Origin of the sequence: Cyanobacterium aponinum PCC 10605, from assembly GCF_000317675.1 — a bacterium.
In the GTDB taxonomy this organism is placed as follows: Bacteria; Cyanobacteriota; Cyanobacteriia; order Cyanobacteriales; family Cyanobacteriaceae; genus PCC-10605.
In genome coordinates, this window is the sequence record NC_019776.1 from 81189 (window position 1) to 99246 (window position 18058).

The window sequence follows — 18058 nt, forward strand, 5'->3', positions numbered from 1 at the left end:
TGGATTACAGTTAATTTCTGGGTGCTAGAGGATAATTTTGATCAGGTTAATAGAGGTTTGATAAAAAATTAGCAGATAGGGCAATGAAACCACTTATTATAGTTTCGGGTTTAGGGCGTACAGGATACAAAATTTATCAGTTGTTAAAGCAACAGGGTGCCGAGGTTGTGGGTTTAAGCGATCGCACCTTGGTAGTTCAAGAAGATGATAGAATTATTGTGGGAGATTTATGTTCACCACAAGTATTAATAGAAGCGGGAATAAAAGAAGCAACCACGATTGTTTTAGCTAGTAATGATGATGCTTTAAACATAGCTATATTAACTCAAGCAAAGACTTTAAACCCAAAAATTCGCATCGTTAATCGTCTTTATAATCAAACTCTCGGACAAAGATTAGATTATACCGTTACCGATCATTTAACCATGAGTGTTGCTCGTTTAGCCGCCCCCATTTTCGCTTTTTCGGCATTGGGAAGTAAAACTATTGGACATTTACGACTATTTGAGCAAACTTGGTCATTACATGAAGAAATTATCGACTCTAATCATCCTTGGTATGGTGTCAGTTTGTCTCACTTATGGGAAAATCTTGAACAAATGTTAATTTATTATCTGCCCAAAATAGGGGAGATGGACTTAGTAACAGGGGTAAAAACAGAGCAAAAATTACAAGTAGGGGATCATTTGATTGTTGCTCATAAAACTAAATTTAAGCGCAAATCTCGTTTTTTATGGAAGCAGTGGTTCAAATTTTTTTTCAATTTAAGCACCTATAAGCAATATGTGCGCCCTGTCATCATGGTGACATTAATTTTGATAATTCTCATTGCCCTTGCAAGTATTATTTATTTAATGGTTAATTGGAATATTTCTCCAGTAGATGCTCTTTATTTTAGTGTGGGAATGATTACAGGAGCAGGAGGAAAGGAGGAAGTAGCGGAATCCGCCCCCGATGGGATTAAAATTTTTACGGCTGTCATGATGATTATTGGGGCGGGAATTGTGGGTATTTTTTATGCTTTACTCAATGATTTTGTTTTGGGTAGCCGTTTTAAACAGTTTTTAGATGCGGCAAGGGTAGCAACGGTTAATCATTATGTTGTTTGTGGTTTGGGTAATGTCGGTATGGAAGTAATTCGGGAATTAAAACAGCAAGGACATGATATAGTGGTGATTGAGTCTGATCATAGTAATCGTTTTTTACACTCAGTGCGATCGCTCGGTATTCCAATTATTCTCGAAGATGCAACCCTAGCAGAAACCTTACAATCTGCCCATATTGAAGGAGCAAATGGCATCATCGTCGTTACTAGCAATGATATGGTAAATGTGGAAATTGCCTTAACAGCAAAAGCCCTAATGCCGAAATTACCCGTAGTGTTACGTATCCAAGACAATCAATTTACTGAATCTGTGCAGGATGTCTTTCAATTTGAAAATGTTTTTTCTCCTAGTGAATTAGCAACTTATTCTTTTGCGGCGGCGGCTCTTGGCGGTAGAATATTAGGTAATGGTATGACTGATGATTTATTATGGGTTGCGATCGCAACTCTAATTACTCCTAATCATCCCTTTTGTGGGAAAATCGTTGAGAATATCGCACCAGATGGAGATTTTGTTCCCTTATACATTGCCAGAGAAGATAAAAATATTCACGGTTGGAATTTACTCACCACAGAATTAAAAAATCAAGATGTATTATATTTGACAGTTCCTGCTACAAAATTAAAACAATTATGGCAAAGCAATTCAAATCAAATCCTACAAATAATCTACTAATATTGTGTAATATGTGAGTGACAAGCAAGGTTCAGGAGTTAGGGTATTAGGGTATTGGGGTGTTAAGGTTATTATTAATTAAACACTTTTGCCTCTTGCCCTTTGCCTCATCTTCACCAAAACATTTTTTCGGCAATCATCGAGTAAAAAGTGTAAAGAGATGTAACAAAAAACTACGGATAACCGTAAAAAAAGACTTCATCTAGGTAAAAGAGCTTATTTTCATGGTAAAAACAATAAAGAGCCTATTATTGGGCAAGTCATTATTTTTTCACATACCTAGTATAAAAATCATATAACACGGAGTTTTCTGCTTAATGTTTACTAACGTAAAATCAGCTATCCGACATATAGCACCAGAAGATTTACAAGGACGTGCTTTAATGAAGGTAGTTTATGTGGTACTAGAGTCACAATATCAAAGTGCCATTTCTGGAGCAGTTAAATCCATCAATGCTCATAATCCCAATCTTGCCATTGAGGTAAGTGGTTATTTAATTGAGGAGTTGAGAAGCCCAGAAAATTACGAGGAATTTAAAAAGGATGTAGCAGAAGCAAATATTTTCATTGCCTCTCTTATCTTTATCGAAGAATTAGCTCAGAAAGTTGTAGATGCGGTAACACCCTATCGAGATAACTTAGATGTTGCGGTGGTTTTCCCTTCTATGCCTGAAGTGATGCGCCTTAACAAAATGGGCAGTTTCAGTATGGCACAGCTAGGACAAAGCAAGAGCGTTATTGGCGACTTCATGAAAAAACGTCGTCAAAAATCTGGTGCTGGTTTTGAGGATGCTATGCTCAAATTATTACGCACTTTGCCTACGGTATTAAAATATCTCCCCGTAGAAAAAGCACAGGATGCGCGTAACTTTATGTTGAGTTTTCAGTATTGGTTAGGTGGTTCATCTGATAACCTTGAAAACTTTTTCTTGATGCTAGCAGACAAATACGTATTCACAGGGGAAAAATCTTTATTAGCTAGTAAAGACTACGCAGAGCCTATTGTCTATCCTGATATGGGTATTTGGCATCCTCTCGCCCCAAAAATGTTTGAAAACATCAAGGATTATCTAGCATGGTATAACAGCCGTGATGACATTAGCGAAGACTTAAAAGATCCCCTTGCTCCTTGTGTAGGTTTAGTCTTACAAAGAACCCATTTAGTAACCGGAGATGATGCTCACTATGTGGCGATGTTGCAGGAGTTAGAATATCGTGGTGCGAGAGTTATTCCTGTGTTTGCCGGTGGTTTGGATTTCTCGAAACCTGTGGATGAGTATTTCTGGGATAAGCCTGTAGAGGGAGTTGAGCCTTTACCTATCGTTGATGCTGTAGTCTCTTTGACTGGTTTTGCATTGGTAGGAGGTCCTGCTAGACAAGATCATCCCAAGGCAGTGGAATCCTTAACCCGTCTCAATCGTCCCTACATGGTAGCTTTACCTTTAGTATTCCAAACTACGGAAGAATGGGAAGAAAGTGATCTCGGTTTACACCCTATTCAAGTTGCATTACAAATCGCTATTCCTGAATTAGATGGTGCGATCGAGCCTATTATTTTATCAGGGAAAGATGGCAACACGGGTAAATCTATCACCCTTCAAGATAGAGTAGAGGCGATCGCAACTCGTGCTTTAAAATGGGCAAATTTACGCAAAAAACCCAAATTAGAGAAAAAATTAGCAATTACCGTCTTTAGCTTCCCTCCTGATAAAGGAAACGTGGGTACAGCCGCTTATTTAAACGTGTTTGGCTCAATTCATGAAGTGTTAAAAGGCATGAAAAACAACGGCTATGACGTGCAAGACGTGCCAGACACCCCCGAAGAATTGATGCAAATGGTAATCCATGACGCACAGGCTCAATATTCTAGCCCCGAATTAAATGTTGCCTATCGTATGAGTGTGGAAGAATACGAGCGTTTAACCCCCTACTCCAAAAAATTAGAAGAAAACTGGGGCGCACCTCCGGGGCATCTGAATAGCGATGGACAAAATCTGTTAATTTACGGCAAACACTTCGGCAACGTTTTTATCGGTGTACAACCCACCTTCGGTTACGAGGGTGATCCGATGAGATTACTTTTCTCTCGCTCTGCGTCTCCTCATCATGGTTTTGCTGCTTACTATACTTATCTTGAAAAAGTCTGGGGTGTTGATGCTGTATTGCACTTTGGCACACATGGTTCTCTCGAATTTATGCCAGGTAAACAAATGGGTATGTCTGGGGAATGCTATCCTGACAGTTTAATCGGTAATATTCCTAATATCTACTACTACGCCGCTAACAACCCCAGTGAGGCAACCATTGCAAAACGTCGTAGTTATGCCGCTACTATCTCCTATTTAACCCCTCCTGCGGAAAATGCTGGATTATACAAAGGTTTAGAGGAATTAAGCGAGTTAATCGGTTCTTATCAAAGCCTTAAAGACGGTGGGCGAGGTGTGCAAATTGTCAATACCATCGTGGATAAAGCCCGTATCTGCAACCTAGACAAAGACATCCCTGAAATTGCACCCGTAGGGGCGAATGGCATTCGCCCAGAAGCAGAAACCGATTTATTTGATTCTAGCACCCTTTCCCAAGATGAAAGAGATCACATTGTCGGTGCAGTCTATCGCAAGTTGATGGAGATTGAGTCTCGTCTTTTACCCTGTGGCTTGCACATCATCGGTAAACCTCCTACCGCAGAAGAGGCGATCGCAACTCTTGTCAATATCGCTAGTTTAGACAGAGAAGAAGAAGGCATTTGGGCATTACCAACCATTATCGCCAATAGTATTGGACGCAACATGGAGGAAATTTACCGCAACGCTGATAAAGGTGTCTTAGCGGATGTGGAGTTGTTGCAACAAATCACCGAAGCCACCAGAGCCGCAGTAAGAGCTTTAGTAGAGGAGCAAACCAACGCAGAAGGGCGAGTTTCCTTTGTTTCTAAGCTCAACTTCTTCAATATGGGTAAAAAAGAACCTTGGGTAGCCAAATTACACGAATTAGGTTACACCAAAGTGGATGAAAAAGCCATCAAACCCTTATTTGAATACCTCGAATTTTGCTTAGAGCAAGTTTGTGCCGATAATGAATTAGGCGGATTATTAAAAGCCCTTGAGGGTGAATATGTGCTTCCTGGACCCGGAGGCGATCCCATTCGTAACCCCAATGTATTGCCCACTGGTAAAAATATTCATGCCCTCGATCCCCAAAAAATACCTACTTTAGCGGCAGTACAATCAGCCAAAATCGTTGTTGACAGACTCTTAGAGCGTCAAAAGATAGACAACGACGGAAAGTACCCAGAAACCATCGCTTGTGTATTATGGGGAACAGATAACATCAAAACTTACGGGGAATCCTTAGCTCAAATTATGTGGATGATTGGGGTTAAACCCGTGCCTGATGCTTTAGGGCGTGTCAACAAACTCGAATTAATCCCCTTAGAGGAATTAGGCAGACCTCGTATCGACGTAGTCGTTAACTGTTCGGGTGTATTTCGTGACTTGTTCATCAATCAAATGGCATTATTAGATCAAGCGGTGAAAAAAGCCGCCGAAGCCGATGAGCCTTTAGAAATGAACTATGTACGCAAACACGCCTTAGAACAAGCGGAAGAAATGGGCGTTAATATTCGTGAAGCGGCAACCCGTGTCTTTTCTAATGCTTCTGGTTCATATTCTAGTAACGTTAACCTAGCGGTAGAAAATAGTAGTTGGGAAGAGGAGCAAGAATTGCGGGATATGTACTTAAACCGTAAATCCTTTGCCTTTAACTCCGATAATCCGGGGGTAATGGACGAAAATCGAGCTATTTTTGAGAAATCCTTGAAAACTGCCGATGCTACCTTCCAAAACCTAGATTCTTCTGAGATTAGCTTAACGGATGTATCCCACTACTTCGACTCCGATCCTACCAAAGTAGTTGCATCTTTGCGCGATGATGGTAAAAAACCCTCTGCATATATCGCAGACACCACCACCGCTAATGCCCAAGTGCGTACTCTTTCCGAAACCGTGCGTTTAGATGCTCGTACCAAATTATTAAATCCTAAGTGGTATGAGGGTATGTTATCTAACGGTTATGAAGGGGTAAGGGAATTATCCAAACGCCTTGTAAATACGATGGGATGGAGTGCTACTGCCGACGCTGTGGATAACTGGGTTTATGAGGATACCAACACCACCTTTATCAAAGATGAAGAGATGTGTAAACGGTTGATGGATTTAAACCCCAACTCATTCCGCCGTATGGTAAGCACCCTCTTAGAAGTTAACGGGCGTGGTTACTGGGAAACCTCAGAGGAGAATATTGAAAGGTTACAACAACTCTACCAAGAAGCAGAAGATCGCATCGAAGGCATTGAATAGTTAATATAGATTTATGGGTAATAAGTTTTAACTTTTATGAACAAAGGTTTTTTCTTATTACCCGATTTATCTTGATAAAAATATTAATTTTATGACTACCACAACAGATAGACTCCCAAAAAAATTGATCACAGAAAGAGTAGAAAATATCTATGCTCCATCTGAAATCAATATGTGGGAGGAAAATAGACAATTTTCGACACCTAATGCACCAAAATTAAGAATTTTAACCGAATTTAATCGTGAAAGATTACCCGCCTTTGTCGAAACCTTAAAAAAAGATAATTATTTAAAAATACAACCGTTTTATCAAAGAAGAAAACGATGGACAAATAAAGATAAATCACTTCTAATAGAATCATTTATTATTAATATTCCTATACCTCCCGTTATTTTTTATGAAAAATCATATAGTTCATACGAAGTAATTGATGGTCAACAAAGAATTAATGCAATTCAAGAATTTTATAGTAATAAATTTAAATTAACAGGTTTGGATTTATGGAAGGACTTAAATGGTTATACTTATGAATCATTACCATCGGATATTAGATCTGAAATTAATAGAAGATCAATTCCTATAATAGTTGTAATAACAGAATCTGCCAAAAGAGAAGAGGATAAATTTTATTTAACACAACTTGCTTTTGAACGTCTTAATAGGGGTGGAATTGATATGAAACCTCAAGAAATTAGAAACTGTTTATATCATGGTAAATTTAGTGAATTATTATCAGATTTAGCGAAAAACACTATTTTTAGAAAAGCATGGGATCTTCCATTAGATGAAACAAAGTTGGAAAAAAATATCATGTACAAAAAAATGGAAGATATAGAGTTAATTCTTCGATTTTTTGCTTTGCGTCATCTTGATGATTTTAACGGAGATATTAAAAGATTTTTAGATAGTTATATGTTAAAAGCGTTAAATTTTAATCGGGATGATATTAATTATTTAGAAACTGTTTTTAATCAAACTATTGAGCTTTGCTTTTCTATTTATGAAGAAAATCTTTTTAAACCTTTTGATATAAAAAATAATGATTGGGGTAAAAAATCTCATAAAGTTTATTATGATGCAATTATGGTTGCATTTAGCTTTAATTTAGACAAAGCAAATATTATTCTTAATAAGAAAGAATTAATAATTCAAAAGACTAAAGAGATATTTTATGGAGAAAAATCTAAGCTCTTATCATCGGGAAAAACTAGCAAATCAGAAACACAGGAAAGAATCAAAATAGTTAATGATATGTTAATAGGAATTGTTAAAAACTGATATTAGATGAATAAATTTATTCAAAAACTACAAAACCTTTTAGATAAAGTTGATAATAATATTCAAAGTATAAAGGAAATTACCACAAAAAATCAGAAGTTAACGGACATAATATTTGGTAATGATTCTACTGTAAAAAATATTTTGAAAGAAAATAATCAATTGGATTTAACTAAAAGTAGTGTAGGATTTGATCAATGGAAACGTTATCAACATTGTTCTGTCATTACGCAATTATATGCTATTTATGAAGATTTTGTTGAAGAGTTGATTTCAATTTGGATTGATAATCTACCAAATATATTTGAGAAATACTCAGATTTAGGAATGGATTTTCAGAAACAATATATTTTAGGAATTGCTAAATTAATAAAAAGATTAAATAGAAATAAATATCCAGAATTAAAACTAGAAAAATTAATCAACATTCCTAAAAATACAAATATTAATTATAAGTTAGTTCAAGAAGTTTTTACAGATCACCAATATAATTTGCGAATGAGTGAATTAAATAAATTATTAGACAATGCAGGAATAAAAAATACATCGGATTGGCTACAAAAAAGTAACAGTATTCAGCAATCAATATCAAGTATTAATAGTAATCAAACTACTGTTGAAAAAGAATTACAGAGGTTTATTAATTATCGAAATGATGCTAGTCATAATATTCAACAAGATAATATATTAAATTTTAATGAGTTAATTGATTTTTGTAACTTTATAAATACTATATGTTTTTCTCTTCATGATTTGATTTTATATCAAACTCTTGAAAGAATGATTGCTTTAAATAAAATAATCACTTTAGGCCAAATTAGACAATATCGAGATAAATTAAAATCTGCAAGACTAAAAGTAAATAATAGTATTTTATTATCAGTCGGTTTACCTACTCTATTAGTCAAGAAAGAAACATCTATTTGTAAATTTGCAAAAATAGAAAAAATAAGTATTGTATCGAATGACCAATATATAGAAAAAGAAGATATTAAAGTTCCTGAAAAAGAACAAGATATTTGGATTCAATTTAATATTGATGCAAGAAAAAATTGGACAGTATATATATTTAATTTTGATAAACTAGATAGTGGAACATTTTAATGATATACTACAATCATATTTGCTACCTATTTAATCTAAGTATTCGTACCAAAAAAACATTAATACTCTTTTATCAATAAACTTGATTAACTTTACATATTATATGTAGTTAGTAAAAGATATTTTAGTGGAAAACCTCAGAGAAGAATATTGATCAAATGAATCTCAATTATTATACTAAGAAGGGATGTGATCGATGATGAAGTGGTGCTGTGCGATCGAATTTAAGACATTGAGTAATCATTAGAGTTGTTGCAAAATAACGAAAAAAACGCCTGAAAACTTTACTGAGTATAAGTTGTAGCCATTTGACGCTAGAAGTGTTTGTAAATCTTATATAGCAAGGATTTCGAGCATTTTAAGACATTATTTCACAACAAGTTTATTAATAATAGGGTGGGAAATGAGTACCTTTTTCATTTAATAAAAAAAATTAACTTGAAAATATTGCTTTATTTTTTAATCATTAATATCAGGTTTTTTAAAAAAATATTGTATATTTGGTAAATTCTGAAAATGATCATCGGATGTTATAATTTGCACTTTTTCTTGTACTGCTGTGGCATAAACAATTGCATCGGCAAGAGTTAGCTTAAATAAGGCTCAAATTTATCCGCCAAAATCCTGTCTGTTCGCTATTCAATCCATCCACCTTCATTTAATTAACGGAATCGTATCGCAAACCACTTTACAAAAAATCATATTTTTATAAAAAAATTAGTCTCCATAATGACTTTATTTTGTTTTAAAGTAACTGCTTCTTTTTGTGCAGTTTCAATTATCTGATTAAAGTTTTTATGGGCATATTCTATGGAAAATTCTTGCCGATGAGGGATATTTACAAAAAAACAATCGCATTTTGCTTGATCTTAACAATTATTTAACCATTAAATGTTTAAAGATTTTCATTAACAAAACGAGGTAAATCTGATAGATTATTAATAAATTCAGCATTTAAGGGTTTACCAATAAAAGCCACATCAAAAAATTTAAACATTCCACGATGTTGAGGATTATTAATTTCATCATAAAAATTTACCGTTGCAAACCCAACTAAAGGCATATTTTTATGTTCATAACTAATGTTATATTTTTCTTTAATGGGATTATCAGAAGTGGCAATTTCTAATAATAATTTCCACGCACAAATTTGCTCACTTTTTTTTCTTAAAGATGTTTTTAATGATAAGATTAAACATTTATTTAACTCATTTTCTTTGTTGATACTATAGATTGCTAAATCCATATCTGGTTTTTGAGTTTCATTATCAACTTTAATGGTTACTATATCGCTAATTAATTTATATTGTTTAGGATTAGAAGTTACAAAAACATTAGATTTGATAAATTTATTTTCCTTTAAAGTTAGAAATAAATATTTAATAAGAAGAGAAAAAGCATTTCCTGCAATAGATTTTCTGGCCTGAGATTTATCTTTTATTTCTCCAGCTAAAATTCTCTTGTCTAACAAAATTTCCACGTCATCTTTTGCTAAAATTAAAATCTTATTGAGATAATCTAGTGATTTTTCTAAACCATATTTATCAATATATTCATCAAGTTTACTGAGAATAGGAATCATATAATATCTGGACTTGATCATTTTTAATATTTGTTTTTCCTGTTTCAATAAAGAAGACATAATATTCACTAATTGAATAAAATTAACTGGATTTAATAAAAATATTATTTCTATGGTAGGATAAAAAATCAGAAGACGGATAGAATTTTTTAGGAAAATTAATTTCCCTATGATTAAAATTAATAAAATAATTATTAATCGCATTATTCTTAATTTTATGTATTTGAGGAGAAATGATAACTTTAAATTCCTCATCAAAAGAAATTAATCCTTGATCGAAAGCCTTATCATGAATTGAACATAAACAAATACCGTTATGAGGATTTAATCTTGTTTCTTTATTTTTTGACCAAGGAATTATATGACTAGCAACTAATAAAGATACATAATTTAAACTACAAATTGCACAATTTTCATTGTAATTAGACAAGACAATTTTTCTGAAAAAATTTTGGTTAATTCTCCTTTTTGTTTTTGTTATTATTTCTTCTCCTATTTTTCGATTGGGTTCATAAAGATAAATTTCTTGTGATGTATCTCTATCTTTATTTTTATAAAACTCATAAAGTAATTCAGCTTCTAAAAAAAGTTTTTCCCAATTATCATGAAACTCATCAAAAATAATCTTATCCATTTTAGCGTAATTACCCATTCCTTTTATTCCTCTTTTTTTCAATTCGGGATCTAAACTGGAAAAATTCACCAATTTAAGAGCTACCGCATTAGGAGTTCTATCAATCATTTTTGATAATTTAATAATATCTGGATTAAGACGATGTAACTTTCCAAAAGGAGTTTGGCAATAAAAGCTAAAAGCCAAAATCAATTCATGTCTAGTCCAATTTCTTCTCATATTTTGTGGTCATATTAATTAACTTAATTTATAGTTTTAAAAATCTCTGTTTTTTCCCAGAGATTTTTTTTTACTCACACCTGCGATCGAAAATGGTTGACAGGGAAAACCAGCACATAATAAATCAAAGTTAGGGATATTTTCAGCAGGAATATTGTTTAAATCTTCACAAAATATTTCCCCAAAATTAGCTGAATATGTTTGACAACTATATTTGTTATAATCATTAGAATAAATACAATTTAAACCATTATTTTCTAAGGCAATTCTAAAACCACCTATTCCTGCAAATAAATCAATGCCAGTTTTTATATCTATTGTGTTCAAGGCTCTTAACTAATATGTGTGGTAAGGAAATTATAACGTAGGGTGGGCAATGCCCACCATCAGGAAAAATTAAATTATACAAAATAATCCTGTAAAGCCTTAACCTGTAAAGGTTCGGACTGGAGCGATCGAATCGCTTCCACCGTTGCTTTAGCCCCTGCAATCGTTGTAATAATCGGTAACTTGTAATCTAAGGCCGCCCGACGAATTTTACGCCCATCAGTTTGGGTTTCCTCCTCATTGCTAGGAGTATTGATAATAAACTGAATTTGCTTATTTTTAATCCAGTCCACTACATGGGGACGACCTTCATGAAGTTTTAAGACTAAATCCACATCCTTAACCCCATTCTCTAACAGAGTTTGACGAGTGCCAGAAGTTGCTACAATCTTGAAACCTAGAGCCTGTAAATCTTTCGCCACGGATACGATCGCACCTTTATCTCGGTTATTCATGGAGATAAATACTGTACCCTTAGTATCTAAGATTACACCCGCTCCGATTTCCGCCTTAGCGAAGGCTTTACCAAAATCACTATCAATGCCCATTACCTCGCCCGTGCTACGCATTTCAGGACCTAATAAAGTATCAGTACCCGGAAACTTACTGAAAGGCAATACAGCCTCTTTAACCGCCACATGACGGGGAATTATCTCCTCGGTTACCCCTAATTCTTCGAGGGTTTTTCCAGACATGACGAGGGAAGCGACTTTTGCTAATGGTCTGCCTGTCGCTTTAGAAACATACGGCACAGTACGAGACGCACGGGGATTAGCTTCGAGGATATAGACAGTTTCTCCTTGTACGGCGTACTGGATGTTCATTAAGCCAATTACTTTCAAAGATTGGGCTAATTTGATGGTTGCACTACGAATGGTGCTTAAAACCCCATCTGAGAGGGAAGTATAAGGAATTGAACAAGCGGAATCCCCAGAATGTACACCCGCTTCCTCGATATGTTCCATGATACCACCGATAACCACTTGTCCTGTGAGATCTGCGATCGCATCTACATCAACCTCAATGGCATTTTCGAGGAATTTATCGATTAAGATTGGATGGTCAGGCTCAACATCTACTGCATAGGTCATATAATGCTCTAATTCCTGCTCATTGTAAACGATACGCATAGCTCTGCCTCCGAGTACATAAGAAGGACGAACAACTACAGGATAACTAATACGATTAGCAATGGCTAAAGCCTCCTCAAAACTCCTTGCGATACCGTTGGGAGGTTGTTTGATGTCCAACTCTTTCAAAATTGCTTCAAATTTTTCTCTATCTTCGGCGGTGTCGATAGAATCAGGAGAAGTTCCCCAAATTTTGGTTTTAACGGTAGTATCAGGATGAGCGAGGTAATTTTTCAAAGGTACAGCTAATTTTAAGGGAGTTTGTCCCCCAAATTGAATAATTACACCGTCAGGGTTCTCCGCTTCAATGATATTTAATACATCTTCTTTGGTTAAAGGCTCAAAATAAAGGCGATCGCTTGTATCATAATCAGTGGAAACAGTTTCGGGATTGGAGTTAACCATAATTGTTTCATAACCTGCATCTGATAAAGCAAAAGCCGCATGACAACAACAATAATCAAATTCTATACCCTGTCCGATACGATTAGGCCCCCCGCCTAAAATCATTACCTTCGGTTTATCAGTGACATTGTTTTCACTTTCTCCCGATTCATAGGTGGAGTAATAGTAGGGAGTAAAGGCTTCAAACTCGGCGGCACAAGTATCCACCAATTTATAGACAGGAGTGATACCTAACGATTTACGATATGCTCTTACTTCATCTTCTGTCGTCTTGGTTGCAAAAGCAATTTGGCGATCGCTGAATCCATGTTGTTTAATGGTAAGCATATCATCGGCTTTAATATCCTTTAAAGAAGCCCGTTTCATAAACTTCTCTATCTCTACTAACGACTGCATTTTATCCAAAAACCAAGGGTCGATCGCCGTTAACTCAAATACTTGTTCTACGCTCATCCCCAATTTAAAGGCATGATAAACACTAAAAATCCTTTCTGGGTTAGGGGTGCGTAAATGAGAGCTAATTTGCGAGAGAGTGGGTAAAGTCTCGTTTTTATCACAACCAAAGCCATAACGTCCCGTTTCTAAAGATCTTAACGCTTTTTGGAAAGATTCACAGAAAGTACGCCCGATGGCCATTGCTTCACCCACAGACTTCATTTGAGTGGTTAACACAGGTTCACTACCGGGGAATTTTTCAAAAGCAAAACGAGGAATTTTGGTCACTACATAATCGATGGTAGGCTCAAAAGAAGCAGGAGTTTTCTGGGTAATATCATTAGAAATCTCATCAAGGGTATAACCTACCGCCAATTTTGCCGCAAATTTAGCAATGGGGAAACCCGTCGCTTTTGATGCCAATGCTGAAGAGCGAGACACACGAGGATTCATTTCAATTACAATTACTTCCCCATTAACAGGATTAACAGAAAACTGAATATTAGAGCCTCCTGTTTCTACCCCAATCTCTCGGATAATAGCTTTTGCGTAGTCTCTTAATCGTTGATATTCTTTATCGGTTAAAGTTTGAGCAGGGGCAACGGTGATAGAATCTCCAGTATGTACCCCCATAGGATCAATATTTTCGATGGAACAGATAATAACCACATTATCCGCTAAATCCCGCATTACCTCCAGCTCGTATTCCTTCCAACCGATGAGGGATTTTTCGACCAAAATCTGCGACACAGGAGAAGCATCAATCCCAAACTTTGCCATTTCCTCATATTCTTCTTGGTTATAGGCAATACCGCCACCAGTACCGCCCATAGTGAACGCAGGACGTATAATTAAAGGATAAGAACCAATTTCTTCCGCTACGGCTTTGGCTTCTTCCCAGTTACTAGCAATGCCTGAAGGGCATACAGGCACACCGATACGAGCCATCGCTTCTTTGAATAATTCCCTATCCTCTGCCATTTTAATAGCTGGTAATTTCGCTCCAATTAACTCAACTCCGTATTTATTTAATACCCCTGATTCTGCTAAGGCAACAGCAGTATTAAGGGCGGTCTGTCCCCCCATTGTGGGTAATAATGCGTCAGGTCTTTCCTTGGCGATTACTTTCTCGACTATTTCAGGGGTAATGGGTTCAATGTAGGTACGTTCTGCCGTTTCGGGATCAGTCATAATAGTAGCGGGGTTGGAGTTAACTAAAACTACCTCATAACCTTCCTCTCGTAGCGCTTTACAGGCTTGTGTACCAGAATAGTCAAATTCACAGGCTTGTCCAATAATAATAGGTCCTGAACCTAATAGTAATATTTTATTTATATCTTCACGACGTGGCATAGATTTTATGGCTTAACAATATTCAATTTTATACATCGATCCCGATCATTTTAATCTACATAGCGGTTATTTCTCTATCTCTTTATCAAGATTTACTCATAAATAATCTTTGATATACTCACTGTTGAGCATAACTTGAGCTAGGTGAGGGTAAGCAATAGGTTTTCCCCCCTAAATAAACAGGGTTTTTTCAAAGTAGATATTAAAACGCATTTGTTTTGGAAGGGGAGAAATGAATAGAGGGGGAAAGGGGTATTTTTTTCTAATATTTTTTCTAATAGATTAATAGTTAAAAATTTTTGTATTTAGCATTATCTCTTAATTTTAGAAATTGACATTTTCGAGAATAAAAACGCCCTGCTTAATAAAAAGGCAACAGGCAACAGTTTTTTGTAGTATTAAATCATAACATTGGATAGTATATTAAATTCAAATATGATTTTTAGAGAAAGTGACCAGATTTTTGATTTAAATTTGAAAATAAATATTTTAAGTTCAATTTAATTATTCTTATTTTTCTCATCCAGTCTATTAATTAAAATTCAACTGGAAAAATACTTTTTATTGTTTGAACTACCTACGATTATCTATTGCAAATAATTATAAATAATTAGGAATTAAATGGTGATTCTCTGACTTCTAGTTTTGATAAATTCTTTTTTAAAAAGATGTAGGGTATTTTCTTTTAGTTATTAGTTTTAGGAATTGATATTAAATGTATCTTAATCAATTTTCCTATTCTCAATTTTTAAATTTATTAATCAAGATCTCAATGGTTTTCAACCTGAAACTTGCTAACTTATACTTGATAACCACCTTAGTCAGATATTTTTGCGTCAAACTGAGTCTGGAACAAAGTGGGAAAAATATTTTATATCCTTTGTAATGTTTTACATTTTTTAATGTTATTGAATAAAAATCATTCCTTACTTAATAGATACTTAATATTGTAGGTTAACTTAATCAAAAATTAAAATAAAAATGCGTATTATTACTGACATTTTCCCCTCTAAAAAGGGTTAAAATTTAGAGTAAATTCTGGTTTTATACTTAGATATTTTTACATGGGGGTAGGGGGCATCAATGGAAAAACAAGGAAAAAAAACAAAATTTTTAAACAACTTTATACAATCTTTAAAAACCTCAAAAAACTATGGTTATACTTTGGTGGAGGTTCTAACGGTTTTAATCATTTTGGGGATTATGGGCGCATTGATGGGGCCTCGTCTTTTTTTCGGGGATTCTAGTAGTGCTAGTGGTGATGCTTATAACTTGGCTAAATCTTTAGTGGGAGTTACCCGTCAACGGGCTATATCTCAAACTTCGGCGGCAAGGTTAAGTTTTGATCCGAATCAATCGGATAAATTTTTGATTGAAATTGCTAACACTAGGGGTTGTGAAGCCTTGACAAGATTAAGTGAAGCTGCGGTTAGTTCTCAAACAGATATTAAAGTTTATTCGACAACTGGTTTTCAAATAGGAGATAAGCTCAAAATTGGTAGTGACACTACTAGCAATGAAATTACGGGTAAAGATAATACAACAATTACTTTAGGTGTGGCTTTGGGTACATCTCAAAATAAAGATAGCACTGTGGAGTTAGTAGAAAACTGGAAGGAAGATAGTGCTTTAAATCTGAAAAAAAATATCGGAAATGGTAAGTATATTTATGAGTATTTGCAATTACCTGAAAATGTGACTGTGACATCAAACATAACTAATTGGACTCTGTGTTTTAACAGTCGTGGTATAGCTACTATTTATGATAATTCTGGAAATTCTCAAGCTAAGTTGGAACTTACTTTCAAGGACGGTTCTAGCAATGAGGAAACTTTAACTATTTTAAAAGGAGGTGCGATCGCAACTAATTGATTGACAAGAAAAATACTGATTTGATTTGTTACAGGCAAGATGCCTGTTTCACAAAAAAAAATTTCTATTCACTCACTTATCTAAATCCTATGAATAATTTACTCAAACACTGGCTAATTAAATACCGAAATCGAGAGGAAGGATTTACTTTTCTGGAATGTTTAGTTGCGATCATCATTCTAAGTATGGCTTTTGCTTTTAACGGACAAATGGTTCTGATGTTAAAAATGCAAAATTTAAAACAAGAAATTGAAAGTGCCGCTGTGGCGGTAGGGAAAGATGTTTTAGATGATCTACGTTTTCAACTAGGTAAAAACATTAATAACGTATCTGTGACAGGTAATACACCTACCACTCTGACCGATCGCATCAGTTTTGGTCATACCTTTGACGCTGATGTATATGTATGTACTGATCCGCCAACGGTGGAAACAGATACAGATAATCCTAATCAATTAAAAGTCAGTAATTGTCCGTCTGGTTCGACGGATGCCTTAATTCGTTACATAGTTGTTCAAGTTATTGATAAAAAAAGAGACAATGAAAAAATCTACACTGTACAGACTAATTTTGCACAACTGCAAAGATAAAAGCAGTCTTGAAAAGGGCTTTAGTTTAATTGAAGCAATTTCAACTTTACTTATGGGTAGCATTATTCTTGGTGTTGCCCTTTCTGGATTTTTCCAAATTAAAGAATTTTTCGGCAAAGATAAGCTAACCACAGATGTAAACCAAAGGTTGAGAACGGCTTTTCAAACTATTGGGCCAGACTTACAACAAATGGGGGAAAATGTCAGTAATATAGAATTTCCTGCCGTTGCCCTTAGCACCAATAACGGAACATCAGAAATAACTATTCGCCGAGGTGGTTTAGAGCCTTTAACCCTCTGTGCTGACATAAGTGCTAACAGTACTGACTCTGTTACTGTGCTTGATAAAAATTTTACCGCTTCTCCTGCTTGTATCTCCGTTAATGACGATGATGGAGATGGCTGGCCTGACACGGTGAAAGAATGGCAAAATTTTCGTAATGGCAATACCATAAGAGCCTATATTGTCGATACTTCGACCAATAAAGGAGAATTCTTTGAATACAAAGGGGAAGAAACTCTTGACAGTGGGGGGGCGACGATGACACCGTCTGGGGGTACAGAACCTTATGTTGTTAATTTGACTACAAATACTCATACTTGGGCAAATGATTATTCGGCGTCGACAACGGCAATTTATTTATTTGATGAGAGTACATACAAAGTTACGAATAACACTCTGCAACTAATTAGGAATGGGGAGGTTTTTGATTTAGTAGAAGACATTGAAAAATTAGATATTACAGCGATTATTCAGGAAAATCCCACCGCTACAGAGTACGAATGCAAGACTATAAATTTAACTGAGGTGGACTGTGATCCTACTTTTTCGATAGATGATTATACGTGGAATCTAATCAAGTCTCTTGATGTTGAAGTGACGGCTTTACCCCCTCAAGACAAGGGTAATTTTGCGAAATTAACGGAGGATGATTTAACTTTATCACAGCAATTTCTCCCTCGTAACCGTTTAAATTTTTAAATTTATA

The 18058-nt window shown here is 35.1% G+C and carries 11 protein-coding genes; 7 read left to right on the forward strand and 4 right to left on the reverse strand.

The genetic code is table 11. The features are described from left to right. Positions 1–83 precede the first annotated feature (83 nt). From CYAN10605_RS00375 to CYAN10605_RS00390, 4 genes are all read left to right on the forward strand, one after another. Complete coding sequence (locus tag CYAN10605_RS00375) at positions 84–1781, forward strand: potassium channel family protein (RefSeq protein ID WP_015217965.1); 1698 nt, start codon at positions 84–86, stop codon at positions 1779–1781. A 317-nt stretch (positions 1782–2098) separates the two neighbouring features. Next, the gene (locus CYAN10605_RS00380) at positions 2099–6139 is read left to right on the forward strand and encodes a magnesium chelatase subunit H (protein WP_015217966.1); all 4041 of its coding nucleotides are present in this window, start codon (positions 2099–2101) and stop codon (positions 6137–6139) included. Positions 6140–6230: 91 nt separating this feature from the next. Further along, entirely contained in the window at positions 6231–7418 is a 1188-nt protein-coding gene (locus CYAN10605_RS00385) for a DUF262 domain-containing protein (protein WP_015217967.1), read from the forward strand. Between the two features lie 6 nt (positions 7419–7424). Further along, entirely contained in the window at positions 7425–8522 is a 1098-nt protein-coding gene (locus CYAN10605_RS00390) for an MAE_28990/MAE_18760 family HEPN-like nuclease (protein ID WP_015217968.1), read from the forward strand. Between the two features lie 895 nt (positions 8523–9417). Here CYAN10605_RS00390 and CYAN10605_RS00395 read toward each other — a convergent pair. From CYAN10605_RS00395 to carB, 4 genes are all read right to left on the reverse strand, one after another. Continuing rightward, a complete protein-coding gene (locus CYAN10605_RS00395) occupies positions 9418–10164 on the reverse strand; it encodes a BsaWI family type II restriction enzyme (RefSeq protein WP_015217969.1) in 747 nt (248 codons plus the stop codon). A 22-nt stretch (positions 10165–10186) separates the two neighbouring features. Next, a complete protein-coding gene (locus tag CYAN10605_RS00400) occupies positions 10187–10957 on the reverse strand; it encodes an HNH endonuclease (RefSeq protein ID WP_015217970.1) in 771 nt (256 codons plus the stop codon). 36 nt (positions 10958–10993) lie between these two features. Further along, a complete protein-coding gene (gene dcm, locus CYAN10605_RS00405) occupies positions 10994–11284 on the reverse strand; it encodes a DNA (cytosine-5-)-methyltransferase (RefSeq protein WP_041922384.1) in 291 nt (96 codons plus the stop codon). 74 nt (positions 11285–11358) lie between these two features. Then, the gene (carB, locus tag CYAN10605_RS00410; RefSeq protein WP_015217971.1) at positions 11359–14607 is read right to left on the reverse strand and encodes a carbamoyl-phosphate synthase large subunit; all 3249 of its coding nucleotides are present in this window, start codon (positions 14605–14607) and stop codon (positions 11359–11361) included. Positions 14608–15690: 1083 nt separating this feature from the next. On the opposite strand from carB, the gene CYAN10605_RS00415 reads away from it, so the two are divergent. The 3 genes from CYAN10605_RS00415 (at position 15691) to CYAN10605_RS00425 (ending at position 18051) form a co-directional block, all read left to right on the forward strand. Continuing rightward, positions 15691–16479 (forward strand): pilus assembly FimT family protein, encoded by a 789-nt coding sequence (locus tag CYAN10605_RS00415; RefSeq protein WP_015217972.1) that lies wholly within the window; start codon positions 15691–15693, stop codon positions 16477–16479. 89 nt (positions 16480–16568) lie between these two features. Then, positions 16569–17069, forward strand: a complete 501-nt coding sequence (locus CYAN10605_RS00420) for a type II secretion system protein (RefSeq protein WP_015217973.1) — start codon at positions 16569–16571, stop codon at positions 17067–17069. Next, positions 17020–18051 carry a PilW family protein gene (locus CYAN10605_RS00425; RefSeq protein WP_015217974.1) on the forward strand — a complete coding sequence of 344 codons (1032 nt, stop codon included), beginning with the start codon at positions 17020–17022 and terminating at the stop codon, positions 18049–18051. Before CYAN10605_RS00420 ends, CYAN10605_RS00425 begins: the two co-directional genes overlap by 50 nt. Positions 18052–18058 lie beyond the last annotated feature (7 nt).